A 20452-nucleotide genomic window follows, 5' to 3' on the forward strand; every position below is an offset into this window, starting at 1 on the left:
CTGGAGGCACTTCGCAACAGAAAGGGAACGCTCGCTCGTGAGTAAAGCATCGCCGGATAATATCTTGCTCTACCTGCCGCAAAAGCAGGAAGATCAGGTGCGCGACATCTTTGCGGGCCTAGCTGAGCGCGGCTTTCCTGTCCAGCAGCAACGCCCGCACATTACGGTCACCTTTTCGCCGCACATGCAGCCGGAAGTGGTGGACTTGGCGGCCCAGTTGCTGCCGGCCGTTATCCCCGCGGATTTCCGGCGGGTAGGAAACGTTATTTTTGGCACCAAGCGTAAACAGACGGTGGCCTGGCTGCTGGAGACTACCGACGAGTTAGAAATCGCCGCGCGAAAAATCAGCGCCGCAAACCCGGACGGGCGCGGGCCGCGCTGGACTCCGCACCTGACCATGGGTTTGCGCCTGCCGCGTGAAGAGGTCCCCGGCTATATCCAAGCGATGGACGAGCTCACCTCCGCGCACTTCAAGGAACTTACCGCCGTCGAGGCCGCCTATTGGCGGCCGCGCACGCAGGAAAAGACCCTTCTAGCAGGGGATTAGAGCAGGGCCTGCAGGGCGCGGGCAACGCGCAGAACGGTCAGGTCCTCGCCCGGCTTGCCGACGACCTGCACCGCATCACCCACGCCTTCTTCCTCTTCGCCGCGCAGCGGCACAGTAATAGCTGGCCAGCCGAGCACGTTGAAAGGCTCGGTCCACCGCCGCAAGCTCGCGGCCGATTCCGCGGTATTCTCCGGGGTGATATCAGACCACTTGAGGGGACCGGAATCGAGGGTAGGGGTGAGGATAATGGGGGCGTCGGCAAGCAAGGCAAGGGCGTCTTCGCGCAGCTTCTCTACGCCCCGTGCAGCCGCGTCGTAGTCTTCCTGGCTGATATTTTCCCCGCCCAGCACCCGCTGCAGAATCACCTCCTGGTACTTATCGCGCTGGTTCAGCAACGGCCGGTGGACGTCATAGACCTCCTTCAAGCGCATCGGCTCGTAGAGCTCGGCCGTGGCGGCGATGGTGTCTTCCAAGTCCGCACCTTCGGTGAACTCAAAGTCTGATCGTTCTAGCGCCGCCAGAAGATCGGCGAAGCGCTCGCCCTTGGCCTTAAGGGCCGTGACATCAACAGCGGAAACGTCCTGCGCTGCGGCCGGATCCTCATCCGCAGTGGCAATAAAAGCCTGTTCAATCAGGTCAATCGAGCTGGCAAAGAAACCAATGCAATCAAAGCTCGGGGGCAAAGGGGAAGACGCCTTCGACCGGAATCACCCCAAAGGTGGGCTTGAACCCCAGCACACCCTGGCATGCGGCCGGCACGCGCACCGAGCCGGCGCTATCAGAGCCCACCGTAAGCTGCAGCGCTCCGCAAGCCACCAGCGCCGCCGAACCGGAGCTCGAACCCCCGCCGCACACCTCCGGATCGCGCGGGTTGATCACGCGACCATAAGCCGAGGCATCGCCCAAAATGCCATAGGAAAACTCCTGCAGGTTCGCCTTCGCCACCGGCAGCGCCCCCTTCGCAGTCAAGCGCTGCACCACCGGCGCATCCTCGATTGGGATGCGGCCCACATCCACATTGGTGCCGCAGGTGGTAGGCACGAACGCCACATCCACGATGTCCTTGAACGCCACCGGCTGTCCCTTAAGCGTGGGCGATTCCTCCACCGCCTGTTCATCAAACGGGATGACGGCAATCACCGCATTGAAATCCTGCTGGGCGTGGTGCAGGCGATCAGAAACAGTAGACATAACGGGAGCTAAGTCCTTTCAACCTCGGCGTCCTAGGACGCTCACGATGTATTAGAAGAACGCAGATGTTACTACCGTACATCAGGGGAACGTTGTAGCAGCAAAGGCTGGAAGTGCGTGGGTTATGTGCCAAACGGTAACGGTGACCAGAGGCCTTATCCCCGTTGCGTTGGGCCAGACTCATGCCATCCGGCGAACACAGCGGTTCCCATCGGTTGCAACTCAAACCACTGCGCAACGCCAAGCAATTGAGCCACGCTCCCCACTATGGAGCGAAAGATTCATCAACTACATTTAAAGCCATGACTTCCACCACCTCCGAGCCCCCAAAGCTCCAGCCCAGCGCCTATATTCCGTTGATGTTCGCACTGCTGACGGCAGTGTTTGCTTTCCAGCTCAATGCGTCGATGCTCTCGCCTGCCCTGGCGACGATGGAGGATGAGCTGAGTGCCACCACCGCACAGATTGGCCTAACACAGACGGCCTTCTTTACAGCGGCGGCATTGTTCTCGCTCTTCCTTCCGCGCTGGGGCGACCTTATCGGTCGCAGGAAGGTTCTCGTCGGCATGATGGGCGTTGCTGCGCTGGGCTGCGTGGCTTCCGCCGTCGCGCCGAACGTCGCCGTGCTGCTTATCGGCCGTATCATCCAGGGCGTGGCCGGACCGACCGTCCCGCTCTGCCTCATCATGCTGCGCCAGCAGGTGCTCAATGAGAAGCAGTACGCACTGCTGCTGGGCATTGTGACCTCGGTAAATGGGGGTATTGCCGGTGTGGATGCGCTGGCCGGCGGCTGGCTGGCGGGCAACTTTGGCTACCGCTCGGTGTTCTGGACCATGGCAGTACTATGCGCCATCGCGCTAGTAGCAGTGCAGGTATTCACTAAGGAATCCACGGCCACCGAAACCCCGCGCATGGACTGGGCGGGCGTGCTGCCCCTGGCCGTGGCGCTGGGGTGCGTTCTCACCGCGTTCAACGAGGCCGGCAAGCTTGCCGAGGCCAATTGGTTCCTCGTCATCATCCTCATCCTCATTGGCGCCGCTGGCTTCTGGGCCTTCTGGAACGTGGAGAAGAAGGTCGCCGACCCGCTCGTACCGGTGGCTTACCTGAAGCAGCGCCGCACCTGGGCGCTGCTTTCTACCACGCTGCTCACCATGACCGGCGTCTTTGCAGTAATGAACGGCCTCATCCCAAACCTCGGCCAGGACACGGACGCCGGTGCCGGCATTTCCGCCAGCACCATTTCCTGGGTCACCCTTACTCCGTACGCCCTCGCTGGCCTGGTCTTTGGCCCGATTGCCGGTTGGATGGCGTCCAAGCTGGGATATAAGTACGTCCTGCAAACCGGCCTCATCGGCACGGTCGTCGGCCTGATTATTTCCATCTTCGTGGTCGGCGCCCCGAACGCATGGACCCTGCTCTTCGTCTCCATTTTCTTGGGCGTAACCTACGCCGGCATTGCCAATATCATGCTCAACGGACTGGGTATTGTGCTCTCACCGGCCGATAACCAAGGCTACCTGCCCGGCATGAACGCCGGTGCCTTCAACCTCGGCGCGGGACTGTCCTTTGCCGTGCTCTTCGCGGTTTCCGGTTCTTTCGAGCACGGCTACCGCGCGGGCATGATTGCCGGCGTCATTATCCTGCTTGCGGCCCTTGCCTTGTCCTTCCTCATTCCGCGCCCAGAGTCCATCGATGACACCGTGGCGGCCGTCAACGCCCGAAAGTAGGCTCGTGGCATGACGCGAAAAATCATTTTGGACTGCGACCCCGGCCACGATGATGCGGTGGCCCTGCTCCTAGCCTTGGGCAATCCCACCATTGAGTTGCTCGGCATTACCACCGTGGGCGGCAACCAGACCTTGGACAAGGTCTCCCACAACGCCCTGGTGGTCAAGGAAATCGCTGGTCACCCTGAGATTCCGGTTTATGCCGGCTGCGATCGCCCACTCGTGCGCCCCGTCGAGGTTGCTGAGGCCATCCACGGCTCCACCGGCATGGACGTCGAGGGCGTCCAACTTCCGGAGCCAAGCACCGCGCTTGCCGACGCCCACGCTATCGACTTCATCATCGACACCATCATGTCCCATGAGCCCGGCACCATCACCTTGGTGCCCACCGGCCCGCTGACCAATATCGCGATGGCCGCGCGCAAGGAGCCGCGCATCGTCGAGCGCGTCAAGGAAGTCGTCCTCATGGGCGGTGGCTATCACGAGGGCAATTGGTCCCCAGTCGCCGAATTCAATATCAAGATCGATCCCGAGGCCGCCCACATCGTCTTTGAAGAGCCTTGGCCCGTCACCATGGTGGGCCTCGACCTCACCCACCAGGCGCTTGCCACCCCAGAGGTCGAAGCCGAAATCAAGGCGCTAAATACTCCGGTCTCTGAGTTCGTCGTCGGCCTTTTCGGCTTCTTCCGCAAGGCCTACCAGGCCAACCAAGGCTTTGATAACCCACCGGTCCACGACCCGTGCACCATCGCCTACCTCATCGATCCGGACATCGTCCAGACCCGCAAGGCCCCCGTCCACGTCGAGCTCGCCGGCGCACTAACCACCGGCATGACCGTCACCGATCTGCGCGAGCCTGCCGACGCCTCCTGCCACACCCAAGTCGCCACCACCCTCGACCACGCCGGTTTCTGGCGGCTTGTCACCGACGCCCTCAAAACCCTCGCCTAGGTCACTTCGCCTCGCGAGCTATTCAACTTTCAGCCACGTTCTGCTCTCCGAATGTTCGGTTCGATGCCAGAATGTGGCTGTTTTAGTGCTGATAGGAGTAACAGTCTGCGCCTCTGTGGGAATTAAGCCTTTACCGTCTCTAAGGGATGGTGCAGATGCGCGCATAAATTACGTCGTTCTAAATCCACCAAGATAAGAACCTAGCTCACTTTACTGTTTAGTTGGACTGCGCTACTGCCAAGAAGTTCATTTGCTGCCTTTTGGTAGTCCTCCTTAGAGGGTTTGTCAGCAATTATGACTTTTTCTCCGTCAAGAGACTTGAGGTTCTTCACGGTCAGTGAAGAATTTTGACCACTGAGCTGGTAAACGCTTTTCTTCAAAACCGATACGTCATCTCCTCCTGCTCGCAATACGGCTTGCCTAAACATTGCGGTTTTCGCTGCGGAGCCACGTGCTATGACCACCGTCCGTTCAGAGGCCTTGGAGTCAATTTCGGAGCGCACTTGGGATAGTACCGCTACGAGATAATCGAACATAGGAATTTGGGAAGGGATCAGGTGGTCTTCGGGGTTAGTCCAAGGAGTGGGATCCTTTTCCAACTGTTCCAGTGCTTCTGGAGCTAATTCTTTAACATCACTGCCCTTCGGGGATTGATAAGGAAACAGCTCCACCTGTGCGATTCCATCGGAACGATTACTTCCAGAATCTGATTGAACGTAATTTCTTAGGTGGTTTGGATTGTCGGCTGACTTAGCAAAATAGTCGCAGTGCCAATTTCCTCGCACCCAAGGTAATGCATTGGCACCGTGGAGATTAAGCGGAGACGGGAGTATGAAATCACCTTCCCAAGGAACGAATGGCTCCTTGCTTTCTTCCGCCTCCGTGATATCGGAGGGTACTTTCATTTCCCTGATAGCGGAGAGTAACTTTTCTTGTTCGGCAATCCATGAGCGTTTGGCTCGTACGCACTGGGCATTGATTGCTTCGAGATCGATATCGTTGTCAGAGGTATACCCCATGCGTGAGAAGAACATCAGTAGTTTATCTTTGGCTGATTTTTCATTTTTGGTCCCTTTTTCAACAGTGCTCCACAAAGCGTCTACGCTCTTGTAGGGACCGCCCAGAACCCAGTCGACGAATTCGTGAAAGCCTGGATTGAATGTAACTACTACGACCTTGGGATTGCTGAGATCACCCATAAAGGGTTGTGGAACGTTGGGGAAAAGGCGCGACTTTTCTTTCAGGGCTTTAGTATGGCCATTCGCATATCGAGCAGCAATTTTCCTTTGTTTGTCGCTCCAATGGGCCCAGTCCTCACTGTGAATGAGCGCTCGTTTAAGTTTTTCTCTTAAAGACTTTTTCGTTTCTTCTTCTCTTGAAGGATTGCCCGTTTTATCTACTTTTGAAGGATCCTCCGTTTCAGGGGCAAGGCTTTCGATTAGAGCTTGATAGCTTGAGATTCCCCCTGGAAAGACAAGGTTTTCATTCCAATCCTTATAGATGCTTCTTGCTGCATCCTCGGTAGGAGAGCTGTTGCTATTAGAACTGTTGGTCATCGGAGGTCCTCAGAATAGAAGGGAATAAGATGGGGTATTCACCATCAAAGGTTTGCATGAATGATGGTAAGTGATTTTTCTGTACTTCACAGAGCAATGAACGAAGAACAGTTAAGCGCTGAGGAGTTCGGCGAAAGGAATAGTATTGAACTTGGTAGTTCGTGCTTGAAATCAACTATGAGAACCCAACCCAAGGAGCCACCATGAACCAGCACTGTTTCCGCCACATCGTAGTCATGGGGGTATCAGGCTCAGGCAAGACGACGGTAGGGGAGGCGCTGTCGCCACTGGTGGGGCTGGAGTATCGCGATGGCGATGATATGCACCCGCAGGCCAATATCGACAAGATGGCGGCGGGAATTCCGCTCAATGATGCGGACCGAGAACCGTGGCTGAAACAGATTGGGCAGTGGTTGGCGAATAGGCCAGACGGTGCGATGGTGGGGTGCAGTGCGTTGAAGCGGAAGTATCGGGATCTGATTCGCCAGTACTGCCCGGGCGTGGTGTTCGTTCACGTGCACGGGGACTTTGATGTGCTGTATGAGCGCATGCAGCATCGGCCGGGGCACTTCATGCCGGCATCGCTATTGCAATCGCAGTTCGACACTTTGGAACCGCTGGAAGAAGACGAAACTGGCCGCGCCTTTGACGTGACGCGGCCAGTCGAGGAGATTGCCCAAAAGGCTGCTGCTTGGATTAAGGCGGGGGCCTAAAAGAGCGCTGCTACTGCGTAGAGCACCAAGACTAGGGCAAAGCCGATGACGGAAATCAGAATTTGGTTGACCGTCCAGGTCTTCAGTGTGGTGACCGTATCCATGCCCATCAGGCGGCCGACGAGCCAGAAGCCGGAGTCGTTGACGTGAGAGCCGAAGACAGAACCAGCGGCGGTGGCAACCACGATGAGCGCGAGCTGTAGCTCGTTGAAGCCGCCGGCCTCCACGGCGGGAACCATGAGGGCGGCAGCGGTGGTGAGCGCAACGGTCGCCGAGCCTTGGGCCAGGCGCAGGGCCACGGCGATGAGGTAGCAGGCCAGGATAACGGGGATGCCGAGACCGGAGAGGGAATCGGCCAGGGCGTCGCCAATGCCAGAAGTGCGCAGTACTCCGCCGAACATGCCGCCGGCACCGGTGATGAGCACAACGGAACAGATGGGCCCGAGCGAGGAATCGACAAGCTTTTCCAGCGCAGTCTTTTCTACGCCGCGGCGCAGGCCCAGGACCACGAGTGCAATGAGCACGGTGATGAGCAGCGCGATCGGGGTCTGGCCTAGCATGACAAAGAACCGCACCCACGCCGCGTCGGCATCGATGGTGCCATAGGACGCCAGGGCATTGAGGCCGGTGTTGAAGAAGATGAGCACCATCGGGATGAGCAGGAGGGAAATCACCGTGGCGGCAGAGGCCGGCCTGAGGGGTTTCTCTTCTTCCGAAAGCACCGGGCCGGCGATGGCATCAGTAACCTTCAGCGGGAATTTCTTGCCGGAAAGCAGGCCGAAGCGGTAGCCGGAGATATACCAGGTAGGCAGTGCAAGCAGCAGGCCAACGAGGAGGACGAGGCCGAGGTCGGCACCGTAGAATTCGCTGGCTGCAACGGGGCCTGGGTGCGGTGGCAGGTAGACGTGCATAACAGAAAACGCACCAGCAGCCGGCAGACCAAACGCTAGGACCGGACCGTCCAAGCGGCGAGCAACGGCGAAGATAACCGGCAGCATCACAATCAGGCCGGCATCGAAGAAGATGGGAAAGCCCATAATCAGCGAGGCGAGGCCGAGCGCAAGGGGTGCTTTGGATTCGCCGAAGCGGCGGACCATGGCGTCGGCAAGCGATTTGGCGCCACCGGAGGCTTCCACCAACCGGCCAATCATGGCACCCAGTCCCACCAGCAATGCCACCGAGCCCAGAGTGGAGCTAAAGCTTTCGGTCATGGTGGGCACAATGCCCTCCAACGGAATGCCTGCAGCTAGCGCCGTGAGCGCCGAGACCACCAGCAGGGTGAGAAAAGCGTGGAGCTTGAAATAGATGACCAGCACCAAAATTACGGCGATGGCGGCCACCGCAATCCCTAGCAGCGGGCCGGTCGACAGAGTGGGTTCCCACGTATCCATAAGGCGGGCTCCTTTTCTTATGCAAATCTTTGAATAACGGCAACGTTAGCAGTGGTCGTGTGCGCTGCCTAAAGCAATCGGCTAAATGCGACCTACCCAACACGTAGCCGGGTGAAGACAGAAAAATCCCCTAGGCACCGTACTGGGCCTAGGGGAGGGGCAGGCAGTTTAGTCGAACTGGCCCTGGATGATAGCCGCCGCATCCAGCGGGGTCACGTGGTAGGAGATGGGATTCTGGTTGGCGCCGGCCATGAGCGCGCCGGCGCAGGAGTGGCCCGCGCCCATCATGTGGCCCAGCTCGTGGGCGATGGTGCCCTGGACTGCCTCTGGGTACTGGGCATTAGGAATCTTGATGAAGACCATCTTGTGGTCAGGGTAAGCGGCACCCTGCACGTAGCCGTTTGGGTCCGGTTTGAAGATGATGGCGACGGTGTCATCGTCAGCCTCGGAAGGCTTTACTTCCTTCAGGGAAGCCTTGCCGTCGAGGGCCTTGTTCCACTCGGCAACCGCGGCATCCAGCTGCTTGCGGTACGGGAAGCCTTCGACCACCTTGTATTCCAGAACACCATCTTTGAAGTACGGCTTTACGGAGTCTTCATCGTGGAGGATGGATGGATCCGGAACCGGCTTGCCATCGTTGGCCAGCTTGGTGATGGTCTTGCAGGTGCCCGGGGAGATGAGGGAGCGAACTGGGTCGCTCTTGGCGCTTGCGGCCGGTGCGGCGACGGTACCGAGGATTGCGGTTGCAGCCAGAGTGGCGGCAGAAAGCTTCTTGAAAGAAGGCATAGGCAGTGAGTTACCTTTCGGTTGATTTTAAGGTTCGCGGAGTGTGATAATCCCGGCAATATCCGTGGTAAACGGCGTTGTGCGGGTTTGTATGCGTGCGAGCATATATCAGTTTCTTATTGTCCGCAAAGGGAAAAATAAGAAACTGAGTAACTTACTGCCTCTTTACCGCCTTTTAGTTCAATCGCTCTCCAGTGGTGGTGCTAAACAAATGCACGCGGTCCGGGTCGGGGGAAACGTAGAAAGTATCGCCCACCGCATAGCGGCCGCGGGCATCGACCAAAATGCCGGTCTGGCCACCCATCCGGGTCGAGGACTTGAGCACGCCGTCGGCGGAGCTGTTGCCGGCGGCGTCGTTAAGCTCGCCATAGACATAGGTCTGGTTACCTAGTTCTTCGACGTGCGCGACGGTGAACTTCGCCCCGCCATTGCCGGTATCGCTTAGCTGCCAGTCTTCCGGGCGGATGCCCACCGTGACGGTCTTCACGCCCTCAAAGTTGTAGTTGGCCAGATTGATGCGAGTAGAGCCGATGTTGAGCTCAGAGGAGTTATGGGTGAGGTCGTAGATATTCATCGCCGGGGAGCCAATGAAACCGGCGACGAAGACATTCTGCGGGCGGTCATAAATGGTGCGGGTGGTATCGACCTGTTGCAAGACGCCGGCATTGAGAACGGCGACGCGGTCACCCATGGTCATCGCCTCGGTCTGGTCGTGGGTGACATATACGGTGGTGGTACCAAGGCGGCGCTGCAGGTTAGAGATCTGCGCGCGGGTGGACACGCGCAGCTTGGCATCCAGGTTGGACAGCGGCTCGTCCATGCAGAATACGGCTGGCTCGCGGACGATGGCGCGGCCCATGGCCACGCGCTGGCGCTGGCCACCGGAAAGATTAGCCGGCTTGCGGTCCAACAGGTCTTCCATCTGCAGGATCTTCGCGGCCTCGTGCACGCGAGACTTGATTTCGGACTTAGGAACCTTGCGGTTTTCCAGCGCGAAGGACATATTCTGAGCCACGGACATATTGGGGTAGAGGGCATAGTTCTGAAAGACCATGGCCACGTCGCGGTCCGATGGGCTGACCCCGGTGACGTCCTTACCACCGATGCGGATGGAGCCGCGGTCGGTGGGCTCGAGACCTGCCAGCATGCGCAGGCTGGTGGACTTACCGCAGCCGGATGGGCCGACGAGGACCAAGAATTCGCCATCGGCAATATCCAGGTTGAGGCGGTCAACGGCAGGGCGTTCCGCGTCCTTGGAGTAGATGCGGCTTGCGCCATCGAAGGTGACAGTAGCCATGGTTACCTTTCAGAAACTAGTGGGGAAGGGGAGTGACTGCGAGAGCCTACTTATTGATGACGGTCTTAACCTGATTGTCGTAGATGGACTGCAGGGTCTTTTGCAGATCGGTCAGTACCTTGGTGACGTCATCGCGGTTGGTGACGATCTTTTCAAAGGCGCCGCCGATTTCCTGGTCCGCGCCGGGCAGGAAGACGCGGGCATTGTCCTGCGGGCGGGTCTCAGGCAGCTGCTTGATAGCGGTTTCGAAGTTCGGGTTGTCCTTCATGAATTTCTTCTGGTCCTCGTTGTCCACCGCGGTGGAGCGCACCGGCATGTAGCCCACGTTCTGGGACCAGTAGCAGGTGTTTTCCTCATTGGTGATGAAGTCAATGAGCTTGATAGCAGCCAGCTGGCGGTTCTTGCTGATGCCAGCTGGGATGGCCAGGCCGGCACCACCGGTGGGGCAGGCGCCGTCGCCAGTCGGGTTAGGCAAGAAGGCGGTGCCGAGCTCGAACTTGGCGGTATCAGTCAGACCCGCCAAGTCACCGGTGGACAGGACGGTGGCGGCGGCGCGGCCGGTGCCGAACTCCATGGCCATGTCATTGCCCACGTAGGAGTAGCCCTTCTTCTCATCGGTGATGTCTTTGAGCCACTCGACGGCCTTGATGGTCTTGTCATCGGTAAATTTCAGGTCCCACTCATCGGAGTAGGCGCCACCCTTGGACCACAGCGGGCCCTGGAAGATCCAGCCCAGGTAGTCCACGGCATCGCCCCAGCCAAAAGGCTTCATCGTGGAATCAGCCTCAGCCAGCTTCTTGGACCACTCATCCATCTCATCCCAGGACTTGGGGCCACGGTCCGGCAGGCCGGCCTTCTTCCACGCGTCCTTGTTGTAGAAGAACAGCGGCGTGGAGCGAGCGAAAGGAAGGGCAAAGTGGCCGCCGTCGTAGTTGTAGTCCTCGTAGAGCGGCTGCACGTAGGTAGACAGGTCGATGCCAGCTTCCTCCGCCAGCTCATCAACATTGGCGATCTGGCCGTTGATAGCGAAGTTGTACCACCAGACATCAGAAAGCACCACGATGTCCGGCAGGTCCTGGCCAGTGAGCGCAGCGTTGAACTTCTGCGCTGCTTCTTCGTAGTTCTTGCCGGCGTCAACGAGGTTGACCTTGATATCCGGGTTCTCCTTTTCAAAGCGGGAGATGATCTCCTTCTCAATGTCCTTGGAGGTGCCCGGGTGGTTGGACCACCAGGTCAGCTCGGTGACTTCACCGTCACCGCCCTTGTCGTTGCCACCTTGTGGATTGGTGGACGAGGTGCCGGCACAAGCAGCGAGTGCGGTGGCAGAAGCGGCCGTGGAGGCCAGGGCGAGGAATTTGCGGCGTAGCATGTAGTTCTCCTTAAAAAGCGTGGTTAAAGGGTGGAAAATAAAGCAAGTGGAAACGGCGAGCGTGGGTGGGGAAGAAGCCTTCTAACCCTTCACGGCGCCAGTGGTCAGACCCTGAATCATGTACTTTTGCAAGGCCAGGAAGATGATGACCATTGGGATGATGGTGAGAATGGTGGCGGCCATGACCGGCCCCCAGTTGGTCACGCCATCGTTGTTTTGCAGCATGGTCAGGCCCACCTGCAGCGGGGCGACGTCCTCTGTATCCGCCATGAGGAAGGGCCACAGGTAGGTATTCCATTCATTGACCATGGTGATGACGGAAAATGCAGTCAGCGTGGGCCACGAAACCGGAAGTAACACCTTGGTGAGCAAGCGGATTGGGCCGGCGCCGTCCATGCGGGCGGCTTCCACCAGCTCATAGGGCAGGGACAAAAAGTGGTTGCGCATCAAGAAGGTACCGAAGGCCACGCCGGCCAGCGGCACGATGATGCCCACGAAGGTATTGCGCCAGCCCAAGGAATTGACCAGGGCGTAGTTGGAAATGACGGTGATTTCGCTCGGCACCATGAGCGAGGAAATCACCAGCAGGAATACCAGGTGGCGGCCCGGGAAGCGCAGGATGGCCAGCGCATAAGCGGAGATGACGCCCAGCACAATCTTGATGATGGACAGCACTGCGGTAATGAGCACCGAGTTGCGCAGGTAGGTCCAGAACGGCACACGGGTGGTGGCATCGGAGTAGTTCTCGGTTTCCCACACCGGCGGAAGCCAATTGACCGGGTCGGTATAAATATCGCCCTTGGCCTTAAACGAGGTCATCAGGATCCAAAACAGCGGCAGGCCAATGAGCAGCAGGACCGCTAGGATGCCCAGGTAGCCGCCGATGAGCTTAGCGCGGCGGGTAGCGGGGGATTCATCCGTGACCATGTGAAGGGTAGAAGTAGCCATGTTGGGTTAACCTCGCTTATCCATGATGCGGACCTGGATCAGGGTGATGATGAGCAGGATGAGGAACAAGATGGTGGCGGCAGTCGCACCGTAGCCGGCGCGGAAGTTGACGAAGGTCTCGTTGTAGATCTGGAAGACCAGCGTCTGCGTGCCATTGCCCTGCGGGCCGCCACGGGTCATGACGTTGATGATGTCGAAGACCTGCACGGAGTTGAGCAGCACCGTAATGGACAGGAAGAAGGTGGTATTGCGCAGCTGCGGCATGGTCACGCGCCAGAATTTGCGCCAGCGGCCGGTGCCGTCGATAGCGGCAGCTTCATCCAATTCCTTGTCCAGGCCCTGCAGCGCCGCCAAGTAGATGACGAAGGTATAGCCCAGGTTCTTCCACACAAAGGTGAAGGTCACCATGAACATGGCCCAGCCCGGTACGGCGTAGAAGTTGGGGGAGTCAATACCGAACCAGCCCAGGATTTCCTGGATAAGGCCAAAGTTGGGGTCGAAGACGAACTGGAAGGCAATGCCGATGGCCGCGCCGGAGATGGCATAGGGGGCAAAGACCACCGAGCGCGCAAAGTTGCGGCCCTTAATGTTTTGGTTCAGCAGCAAGGCCAGCGCTAGGCCGATAACCATGGAGCCAATCACCGCAAAGAAGGTAAAGACCAGGGTGTTGAGCACGATGGTCTTCGTGTCATCGCGGCTAAACCACTCCACATAGTTATCCATGCCCACGAAGGTGGAGTTGGGGCTGGAGATATTCCAATTGAAAAAGGAAAGGCGGATATTGTCCAGCAGCGGCCGGTAGGTAAAGACGGCCAGCAAGATAAGGTTCGGCGCTAAGAGCGCCGCGGCCAGCAACCATTCTTTATGGCGGTTGCGCTTGGCCTTGCGGACAAGCGCCGCGGAATCACCGGGGCTTTCCGCGCGTGCGGGAGATGCGGTTGTAGTGCCGGCGCCACCGGCACCGGAAGAGTCTTCCTGAAAAGTCACTCGGTCAATCTAGGGCGGGCAGGTGACGCCCAGCTACACAGAAAACAAACAATTGATGAATAATAAAAGGCCAATGAGTTAAAGGTAGACGCGTCATCAAAGATTCTATAAAGCCGCAGCGCAGCCCCCTATGGCGCTGGTCGCTCCACCGCCTAACTTTGTCCGGCATTACAAAGAAGCCCCGCTTGCCGACGCCCACCTTCCTCCCACCCCACTACACTGGCCCCTACAATCCACCGCGACCCCACTAGGAGGAAGCATGTCTGTCCGTACCGTTTGCAGCAACTATGACTCCGTCAAGGATTGGCAGGAGCCGCTGTATAAGGATCTGCACCAGCACCCGGAGCTATCCATGCAGGAAGAGCGCACGCTGGGCATCATCAAGGACAAGCTTGCCGATCTCGGCTTCCACCACATTGAAGTAGGCGGCGGGGTGGTCGGTGTTTTAGAAAACGGTGCCGGGCCAACCGTCATGCTGCGCGCGGATTTCGATGGCCTACCAGTTAAGGAGGCCACCGGCCTGGATTATGCCTCCACCGATACCGCCGTTGACCAGGAAGGAAACACGGTCCCCGTCATGCACGCCTGCGGCCACGATTCCCACGTGGCCAGCCTGCTGGGCATGGGCGCGCTCATGGGGCAGGCCACTGACCAGTGGTCCGGCACCCTACAGCTCATTTTCCAGCCGGGCGAGGAGATTGCCGCCGGTGCCCAGTCCATGGTGGATGACGGACTTGTGGACAAGGTCGCCACGCCCGACGTAGTACTTGGGCAACACGTCTTTGCCAGCAACTTTCCCGCCGGCACCGTGGCGCTGGCCTCCGGTCCTTTCATGTCCACCGCAGTCAGCATGGACGTCAAGGTTTATGGCCAAGGCTCGCATGGCTCCATGCCGCACCTCAGCGTTGACCCCGTGGTACTGGCCAGCTCCATTGTCATGCGTTTGCAGACGGTCATCTCCCGCGAGCTCAACCCTTCCGAATTCGGCGTGCTGACCGTGGGAGCCATCAACGCCGGCTCGAAAGCAAATATCATCCCCTTTGAGGCCAACCTGAAGATCAATGTGCGCGCCTATAGCGAGCAGGTACGCGATAAAATCACCGGCGCCATCGAGCGCATTGTCAATGCCGAGTGTCAGGCTGCCGGCAGTCCGCAGCCGGCCGAGTTTACTTATCACGATTCCTACCCGCTTACCAGTAACGATGAGGACACCACGGAACGCCTTAAGGAAACCTTTGTGTCCTACTTCGGCACCGACCGCGTCCTTGATGCCGAGCCCCTCACCACCTCGGAAGATTTTTCCACCATCGCCCGCGCTTTCGGCGTTCCCTACTGCTTCTGGGTATTTTCCGGCCGCGAAGAAGAAAAGGATGTCCCCAACCACAGTCCGCACTTCGCTCCGCTGCTCCAGCCCACTTTACGAACCGGCACCGAAGCCCTTATCGCCGCTGCGATGAGCTACCTAGGAAACAACTAACCGACACGCAGCATTCGGCCGCACGGTCCCATGGTGTTTGCGGCCATGCCTTTTGGAATGCGCGCTGTATGAGGTGGCGGGGGTAGCCCGTAGGATCTATAACCGCGAATTTGAGCCATGCACCGCTTTCCGACGCCTTCTCCTTCCCCCACGCCCCAACCTGCAGACCCCTAAAACAGCTCCAACGCCCGGGCCTCGCTTGGGGCCACAGGGCGCTGGAACTGGTTCTCTCTATCTCTCTTGCGTTCTCTCGAACACGTAAATTAAAGATAACGCGCTAGGCTGCCATAGGTCTGGTATTTTCCTGTGAATATAGTGGCAATCATTTGGCGGAGGATAAAAAATAGCTCAATCAGCTTACGGGTATCAAGGTGGAGGCTTTTGGATCGATGAGCCTGATTCACAAGAGGCTTCTTTTGCGTAAGATTCTAGGGAAACTACAAGCGCGCTATCGGGTTGGGGTCGACAAGTCTTTAATTGTGCGCCAAGAGCAGTGTCAGAGGAGGAGAGATGGCACAACAATTTGATCCGGAGATGCATCGGCAAATGGGTGTCGAGGCGGACGTTGTATTGCGGGTGGGAATGCTCCTAATGGGGGCCGGCACCTCTGGTTATCGCGTACTTAGAGGGATGAAACGGAGTGCGCGAGCATTGGGGTTTGACCATCTAGATGCCACAGTGGGTCTGACGCAGATTACCTGTACGTTTCACCGCGGCGAATACTTCCGGACGGTCATTGCTCGGCAACATTCGCCTGCAGTTGATGCCTCTCGGATTGAAGCTTTGGAAGATTTAACCCACAATCGCCTCTACGCAGGGATCACCGCTCAGGAATTAGCGGCGATGCTGGATACTATTGAGCATAATGTCAAAAAGCGCTGGGGCGGTCTAACTCTTTCTTTCGCTGCCGCGATCGCATGTGCGGCGTTTGCGTATCTTAATTTTTTCCCGCTGGAAGCAGTGGGGTTGGTTGCTTTGGCGGCGTTTGCAGGCCAGTTTGTTCGTTATACAGTTCTCCACCGTCACGTTCATCAAATTGGAGGAGTGATTGCTGGTGGTGCGACGGCAGGCATAGTTTTCTTCTTGTTGACGGAATTCTTCGGGGCTATAGGCTCGGTGGAACCCAGTGAACTGTCCTCGGGGTTTGTGGCGGCCGTTTTATTCCTGATTCCCGGGTTTCCACTTTTCTCTGCTTTGATCGACATAGCCCGCTTTGATCTTGATGCGGGGATTGTCAGATTGGGGTACGCCTTTACCGTCATATTCACGGCGGCTTTCACGGTCTCTATGGTTAGCTGGCTGACAAAACTTAGTCCTGACCCACCTGCACCTGTGCAGGATATGCAATGGTTTCTGTTGGCGCCGCTGGCAAGTTTTCTGGGCATTGCTGGGTTTGCTTTTCTTTTTAACTCTTCTCGCCGCATGGTCTTAGTAGCGGCGTGCGTTGGAACCGTGGCAAATGAGCTTCGTTTGATTCTAATTCACGCGGGAACAACCATTTTCTTTGCAGCCTTTGTGGGTGGATTAATCATCGGGTTGCTGGGGGCAGTAGCTTCTAAAAGGGCGCGTCTTCCTCGTATTACAACCACCGTTCCGGCCGCGGTGATTATGATCCCAGGGGTGACAATGTTCCGGGCGGTGTTTTATTTGAACGATGGTCAGATGGATCAAGCGTTGGCCAATGTGGCAACTGGAATGATGGTAGTTGGATCTATTGGTGCCGGTTTGGTGTTTTCTCGCTTGCTTACTGATAAGGATTGGGCCTTGGGGCGCCTAATTGATTTTGATAAAAAGCTTCCGCAACGGCCTTCTTCCACATGATGCCTAGACTCTAGCTAGGGAAACGCCTGTGGCCCCCGGTTCCTTTCGGAGCTGGGGGCCACAGGCGTCTCTCATGTCGTTTCCATGTATCGGCAGCTGCCGCCCTGTGGAAACTGCAGGGGTTCTCTCTATCTCTCTCATATGCGCTCTCTCAAACGCACAATCTCAGTATGGGGCACTGGGCTGTAGCGGCCATGGGGTCCGGCTGTTGGGTTGCTGTTAGTGGCTGGGAAAGGGGTGGGGAGGGCGTCGGAAAGCAGGTCTGGGGTGGAGATGTGCAACATTGGCGCGTGAAAGTGACGTAGAACATAGTTTGTTTCTGTAGGGTGGAAGATATGCGCGCAGTCAGGCTGCGCCGTTTCACCTGCTTGTAGAGCTACAGAATCGAGGTGAGGAGCATGTCTCCTCTCACAGCCCAACCCCCAACCAAGGACGTTGTGCCGGCGCAGGTAGAGGATGCGGAAGAAACCAGGCGCCAGCATCGTTCGGCCATTAAGGCGGCGTTTATTGGCACCTTCATCGAGTGGTTCGACTATGCGGCCTATATCTATATGTCCGCGATTATCTCCCGGGTGTTCTTTCCGGAGATGGAAGGTCGCCGCGCGCTGATTATGACGTTTGCGCTCTTCGCGCTGTCGTTCCTGGTGCGGCCCTTGGGCGGCATCGTGTGGGGTCACTTTGGTGATAAATACGGGCGCATCCATACGCTGACGGTGTCTATTGTGATGATGTCGGTGGCAACTGCGTGCATCGGTTTCCTGCCGGGCTATGCCACCATCGGCTTTGCCGCCTCCATCTTGCTATTGCTGTGCCGCATGGTGCAGGGCTTTTCCGCAGCCGGTGAGTATGCGGGCGCGGCCACGCATTTGTCTGAGATTGCCCCGGCCGGCAAGCGTGGCATCTATTCGGCGGTGGTGCCCTCCGCGACGGCCTCGGGCTTGCTCTTGGGCTCGCTCATTGCGGCGCTGCTGACTGGAGTCCTTGATGATGCCGCCCTGGATTCCTGGGGTTGGCGTGTGCCATTCCTGATTGCGCTGCCTTTGGGTCTATACGGCCTGTGGATTCGCCGCAACACGGAGGAGTCCTCTCACTTTGAGGACCAGGATGAGCCAGAGGAGTCTCCGCTGCGCGAGGTTCTGAAGTACCCCAAGGCCCTGGCCATTGCCTTTGCGGGCGCGGTGCTCAACGCCATTGGCTTCTACGTCATTTTGACCTACCTGCCCACCTACCTTTCGGAGGAGCTGGGCATGGCCGCGACGCCGGCGTTTATCGCGTCCTCGGTGGCGTCCGCATTCTATGTGGGCTTTGCCCTGCTCACCGGCATGCTTTCGGATCGTCTTGGTCGCCGCACGACGATGCTGTGCGCGGCCGCGTTTATGGGCGTGACCATCATTCCGGCCTTCATGCTTCTCGACGGCGCCGGGCTCCTCCTCGTCATTATCATTCAGGTCTGCTTGGGCGGCGTGCTGGCGCTTAACGACGGCGTCTTGCCCTCCTTCCTTTCCGAACAATTCCCCACCCACGTGCGGCTGTCCGGCTTCGCGCTGACGTTTAATACCGCCAACGCCGTATTCGGTGGTACCGCACCGATGATTGCCACCTGGCTTATCGACGTCACTGGCCTCCAGCTCGCCCCCGCTTTCTACTTGGTGGCCGCGGCGCTGGTGACCGGCATCGCGGTTCTCTTCGCCTCAAAGAAGAATAAGTTGCATGAGTAGCACCTTGCGGTAGTCCAAAACGCCTGCGGCCCTCGGAACCTAAATGGAACCGAGGGCCGCAGGCGTCTCTCTCTACAAGGTGTTTCCATGTATCGGCTTAAAGCCGCCCTCTGGAAACTGAGGGGTTCTCTCTATCTCTCTCGTATGCGCTCTCTCAAACGCATGATTTAAGTATGGGGTACGGGGCTGCTACTGCAATGGATTGCGCCTGATAGGTCGCTGCCAGTTGCTGAATGTTTACTGTTAGCCCGTCTGCCCATTGCGTCTAGTAGTCGTAGCTTTCGGCGGTATTGGCGTCCGCCCCTATGCGCTGCAGGTGCGTGCGGCGCTTCAGGCGGATGGCCGGGCGGGCTGCCATGCCCAGGCTGCCGAGAAGGTAGAAGACGGTGGCGACCATTGACATGCCGGCCAGCGTTAGCACCGAGCCAAGGATGAAGACCACGGAGATAGCGATGTCATTGGCGATGGAAAACGTCTCGTACTTGTTTTTAATTTTGATTTCGTTGTTCTGTCCGAGCTTAATTTTTAGGTCGGGGTCCTTTTCCTGTTCTGACTTGATGTCTCCCACCCTGCCAGAGAGGAAAAGGCCTTGTTGAACCATGTTTTTGTGGGATTATTGGAACATTCCCCAGATGGTGGCGAAGAGCACGATAAGACCCATGATCGCCACGAAATAGTTGGTCTTGTTGCTGCGGAAGCGCGCCAGTGCCTCCACGCGGTAGATGACCCAGATGGGCAGCAGGTAGGTCATGAAGGCGAAGAAGACGCCGCCCACGACGGAAATCATATCCAGGATGGAGGGGTTGAAAATACCCACCAGGGACGTAGCAACAAAGATGAAGAGGTAGGTCCACAGGTCGAGCGTGCGCGTAGACATCTTCTTCGTGGCCTTTGGCGCGGCCAGGTTGAAGAGGTATTGGGTGCCCTCGATGGTGCCCAGGGCGTGGCCGAAATAGGAGGAGGCCACCGCACAGATCACGACGATGGGCGCCATGTAGGCCATAAACGGCGTGCCGGTTTCGTTGGCGAAGTAGGAGAGCACCGGCAGGTTCTTGTCATTAGCCTCCTGCATGCCGTCCGCGCCCATGGCCAGGGCGCAGGACCAGACAAAGAACATGGTGAAGATGGTTAGCAGGATGGCGGAGTTGCGGATGACCTTATCGGACTGCGCGTGGTGGTCCGCGCCGTATTCCTTCTCCATGCCTAGGGAGAACTGGGAGATGGCGGCGACGAAAGAGAAGGAGAAGACCAAGACTGGAAGGATGAGGATGATGGCCTTGAGCACACCGCCGGCGCTGTGATCGCCGGCTTCCATGAAGGAACCCAAGTCCCATTGCGGGATGAGGTAGAGCGATACTGCTGCGAGCGCCACGATGAGTGGGTAGACCACGAACTGTGCAATCTTGAGCATGATGGCGTTGCCAAAAGCTAGTGCGAGCGTCATGAGGCCCACGCACAGCGGCGCCAGGATGTAGCGGGAGATTTCCGGGCCACCCAGCTGGTTGACGATGAAGCTATCGACCGTATTCGTAATCGATACGCCGTAGATAAGTACCACCGGGAAGATGGTGAACCAGTAGATGATGGCGAGGATGATGCCGTTGCCGCGGCCGAAGAAGTGGGTGAGTACAGCGAGGACATCTTCGCCGTGTAGCGGCGAGTAGCTAATGATCCAGGAGAACGCGCGGTGGGCCAGGTAGGTCATCGGGAAGATGAGCAGGGTAGCCACCAGCAGCGGGATGAAGCCGAAGCTGCCGGCAGAAATCGGCAAGAAGAGGATACCTGCGCCCACGGCAGTGCCGAAGAGCGTGATTGTCCACTGGCTATTGACGGCCTTATTGGTGGTCACCTGGCTGCTGTTGGGGGTGTCTGCGCCGCCGGTAGCGGGTGAACTCGCCGGTGAAGCAGGCGCATTCGCAGTCGTGTGAGACATAGAATTCATCCTTCAGTAATTGTGAATGGGCTAACATAAA

General features: G+C 58.0%; 18 protein-coding genes. 7 read left to right on the top strand and 11 right to left on the bottom strand.

The window, feature by feature from the left end; genetic code table 11:
• Window positions 1-37 precede the first annotated feature (37 nt).
• A complete protein-coding gene (locus BJ985_RS11150) occupies window positions 38-547 on the top strand; it encodes a 2'-5' RNA ligase family protein (RefSeq protein ID WP_179387483.1) in 510 nt (169 codons plus the stop codon).
• Here the strand turns inward: BJ985_RS11150 and BJ985_RS11805 are convergent.
• Complete coding sequence (locus BJ985_RS11805; protein ID WP_236587055.1) at window positions 544-1230, bottom strand: amidase family protein; 687 nt, start codon at window positions 1228-1230, stop codon at window positions 544-546. The two genes, BJ985_RS11150 and BJ985_RS11805, sit on opposite strands and share 4 nt — an antisense overlap.
• Complete coding sequence (locus BJ985_RS11810) at window positions 1214-1738, bottom strand: amidase family protein (RefSeq protein WP_236587056.1); 525 nt, start codon at window positions 1736-1738, stop codon at window positions 1214-1216. Before BJ985_RS11810 ends, BJ985_RS11805 begins: the two co-directional genes overlap by 17 nt.
• Before the next feature lie 302 nt (window positions 1739-2040).
• Between BJ985_RS11810 and uriT the strand changes: the two genes are divergently transcribed.
• Both uriT and uriH read left to right on the top strand, forming a co-directional pair.
• Window positions 2041-3465, top strand: coding sequence for a uridine transporter UriT (uriT, locus tag BJ985_RS11160; RefSeq protein ID WP_179387484.1), 1425 nt, complete (start codon window positions 2041-2043; stop codon window positions 3463-3465).
• A 9-nt stretch (window positions 3466-3474) separates the two neighbouring features.
• Window positions 3475-4416 carry a uridine-preferring nucleoside hydrolase UriH gene (uriH, locus tag BJ985_RS11165; RefSeq protein ID WP_179387485.1) on the top strand — a complete coding sequence of 314 codons (942 nt, stop codon included), beginning with the start codon at window positions 3475-3477 and terminating at the stop codon, window positions 4414-4416.
• Window positions 4417-4616: 200 nt separating this feature from the next.
• On the opposite strand, the gene BJ985_RS11170 is transcribed toward uriH, so the two are convergent.
• Window positions 4617-5972: a hypothetical protein gene (locus tag BJ985_RS11170; RefSeq protein ID WP_179387486.1), complete on the bottom strand. Its 1356-nt coding sequence runs from the start codon at window positions 5970-5972 to the stop codon at window positions 4617-4619.
• Between the two features lie 203 nt (window positions 5973-6175).
• Here BJ985_RS11170 and BJ985_RS11175 point away from each other — a divergent pair, with 203 nt between their 5' ends.
• Window positions 6176-6685 carry a gluconokinase gene (locus BJ985_RS11175; RefSeq protein WP_179387487.1) on the top strand — a complete coding sequence of 170 codons (510 nt, stop codon included), beginning with the start codon at window positions 6176-6178 and terminating at the stop codon, window positions 6683-6685.
• On the opposite strand, the gene BJ985_RS11180 is transcribed toward BJ985_RS11175, so the two are convergent.
• The 6 genes from BJ985_RS11180 to BJ985_RS11205 all read right to left on the bottom strand — a co-directional run bounded on the left by BJ985_RS11180 (window position 6682) and on the right by BJ985_RS11205 (window position 13463).
• The gene (locus tag BJ985_RS11180) at window positions 6682-8076 is read right to left on the bottom strand and encodes a GntP family permease (RefSeq protein WP_179387488.1); all 1395 of its coding nucleotides are present in this window, start codon (window positions 8074-8076) and stop codon (window positions 6682-6684) included. The genes BJ985_RS11175 and BJ985_RS11180 overlap by 4 nt on opposite strands.
• Before the next feature lie 168 nt (window positions 8077-8244).
• Window positions 8245-8862, bottom strand: coding sequence for a zinc metalloprotease (locus BJ985_RS11185; protein ID WP_179387489.1), 618 nt, complete (start codon window positions 8860-8862; stop codon window positions 8245-8247).
• 175 nt (window positions 8863-9037) lie between these two features.
• Window positions 9038-10159 carry an ABC transporter ATP-binding protein gene (locus BJ985_RS11190; protein ID WP_179387490.1) on the bottom strand — a complete coding sequence of 374 codons (1122 nt, stop codon included), beginning with the start codon at window positions 10157-10159 and terminating at the stop codon, window positions 9038-9040.
• 46 nt (window positions 10160-10205) lie between these two features.
• Window positions 10206-11528, bottom strand: a complete 1323-nt coding sequence (locus tag BJ985_RS11195) for an ABC transporter substrate-binding protein (RefSeq protein WP_179387491.1) — start codon at window positions 11526-11528, stop codon at window positions 10206-10208.
• 81 nt (window positions 11529-11609) lie between these two features.
• Window positions 11610-12455 (bottom strand): carbohydrate ABC transporter permease, encoded by an 846-nt coding sequence (locus tag BJ985_RS11200; protein WP_049378801.1) that lies wholly within the window; start codon window positions 12453-12455, stop codon window positions 11610-11612.
• Window positions 12456-12482: 27 nt separating this feature from the next.
• The gene (locus BJ985_RS11205; protein ID WP_179387492.1) at window positions 12483-13463 is read right to left on the bottom strand and encodes a carbohydrate ABC transporter permease; all 981 of its coding nucleotides are present in this window, start codon (window positions 13461-13463) and stop codon (window positions 12483-12485) included.
• A 259-nt stretch (window positions 13464-13722) separates the two neighbouring features.
• Between BJ985_RS11205 and BJ985_RS11210 the strand changes: the two genes are divergently transcribed.
• The 3 genes from BJ985_RS11210 (at window position 13723) to BJ985_RS11220 (ending at window position 18479) form a co-directional block, all read left to right on the top strand.
• Window positions 13723-14940 carry an amidohydrolase gene (locus BJ985_RS11210; protein WP_179387493.1) on the top strand — a complete coding sequence of 406 codons (1218 nt, stop codon included), beginning with the start codon at window positions 13723-13725 and terminating at the stop codon, window positions 14938-14940.
• 510 nt (window positions 14941-15450) lie between these two features.
• Window positions 15451-16761, top strand: coding sequence for a threonine/serine exporter family protein (locus BJ985_RS11215; RefSeq protein WP_236587057.1), 1311 nt, complete (start codon window positions 15451-15453; stop codon window positions 16759-16761).
• Between the two features lie 398 nt (window positions 16762-17159).
• Entirely contained in the window at window positions 17160-18479 is a 1320-nt protein-coding gene (locus BJ985_RS11220; protein ID WP_179387494.1) for an MFS transporter, read from the top strand.
• Between the two features lie 265 nt (window positions 18480-18744).
• Here BJ985_RS11220 and BJ985_RS11225 read toward each other — a convergent pair whose 3' ends face one another.
• Together BJ985_RS11225 and BJ985_RS11230 are read right to left on the bottom strand one after the other, a co-directional pair.
• Window positions 18745-19080 carry a YrhK family protein gene (locus tag BJ985_RS11225; RefSeq protein WP_005326631.1) on the bottom strand — a complete coding sequence of 112 codons (336 nt, stop codon included), beginning with the start codon at window positions 19078-19080 and terminating at the stop codon, window positions 18745-18747.
• Window positions 19081-19092: 12 nt separating this feature from the next.
• Window positions 19093-20412, bottom strand: coding sequence for an amino acid permease (locus BJ985_RS11230; RefSeq protein WP_179387495.1), 1320 nt, complete (start codon window positions 20410-20412; stop codon window positions 19093-19095).
• Between the last annotated feature and the right edge of the window lie 40 nt (window positions 20413-20452).

This window comes from Corynebacterium tuberculostearicum, from assembly GCF_013408445.1.
GTDB classification, from domain to species: Bacteria; Actinomycetota; Actinomycetes; order Mycobacteriales; family Mycobacteriaceae; genus Corynebacterium; species Corynebacterium tuberculostearicum.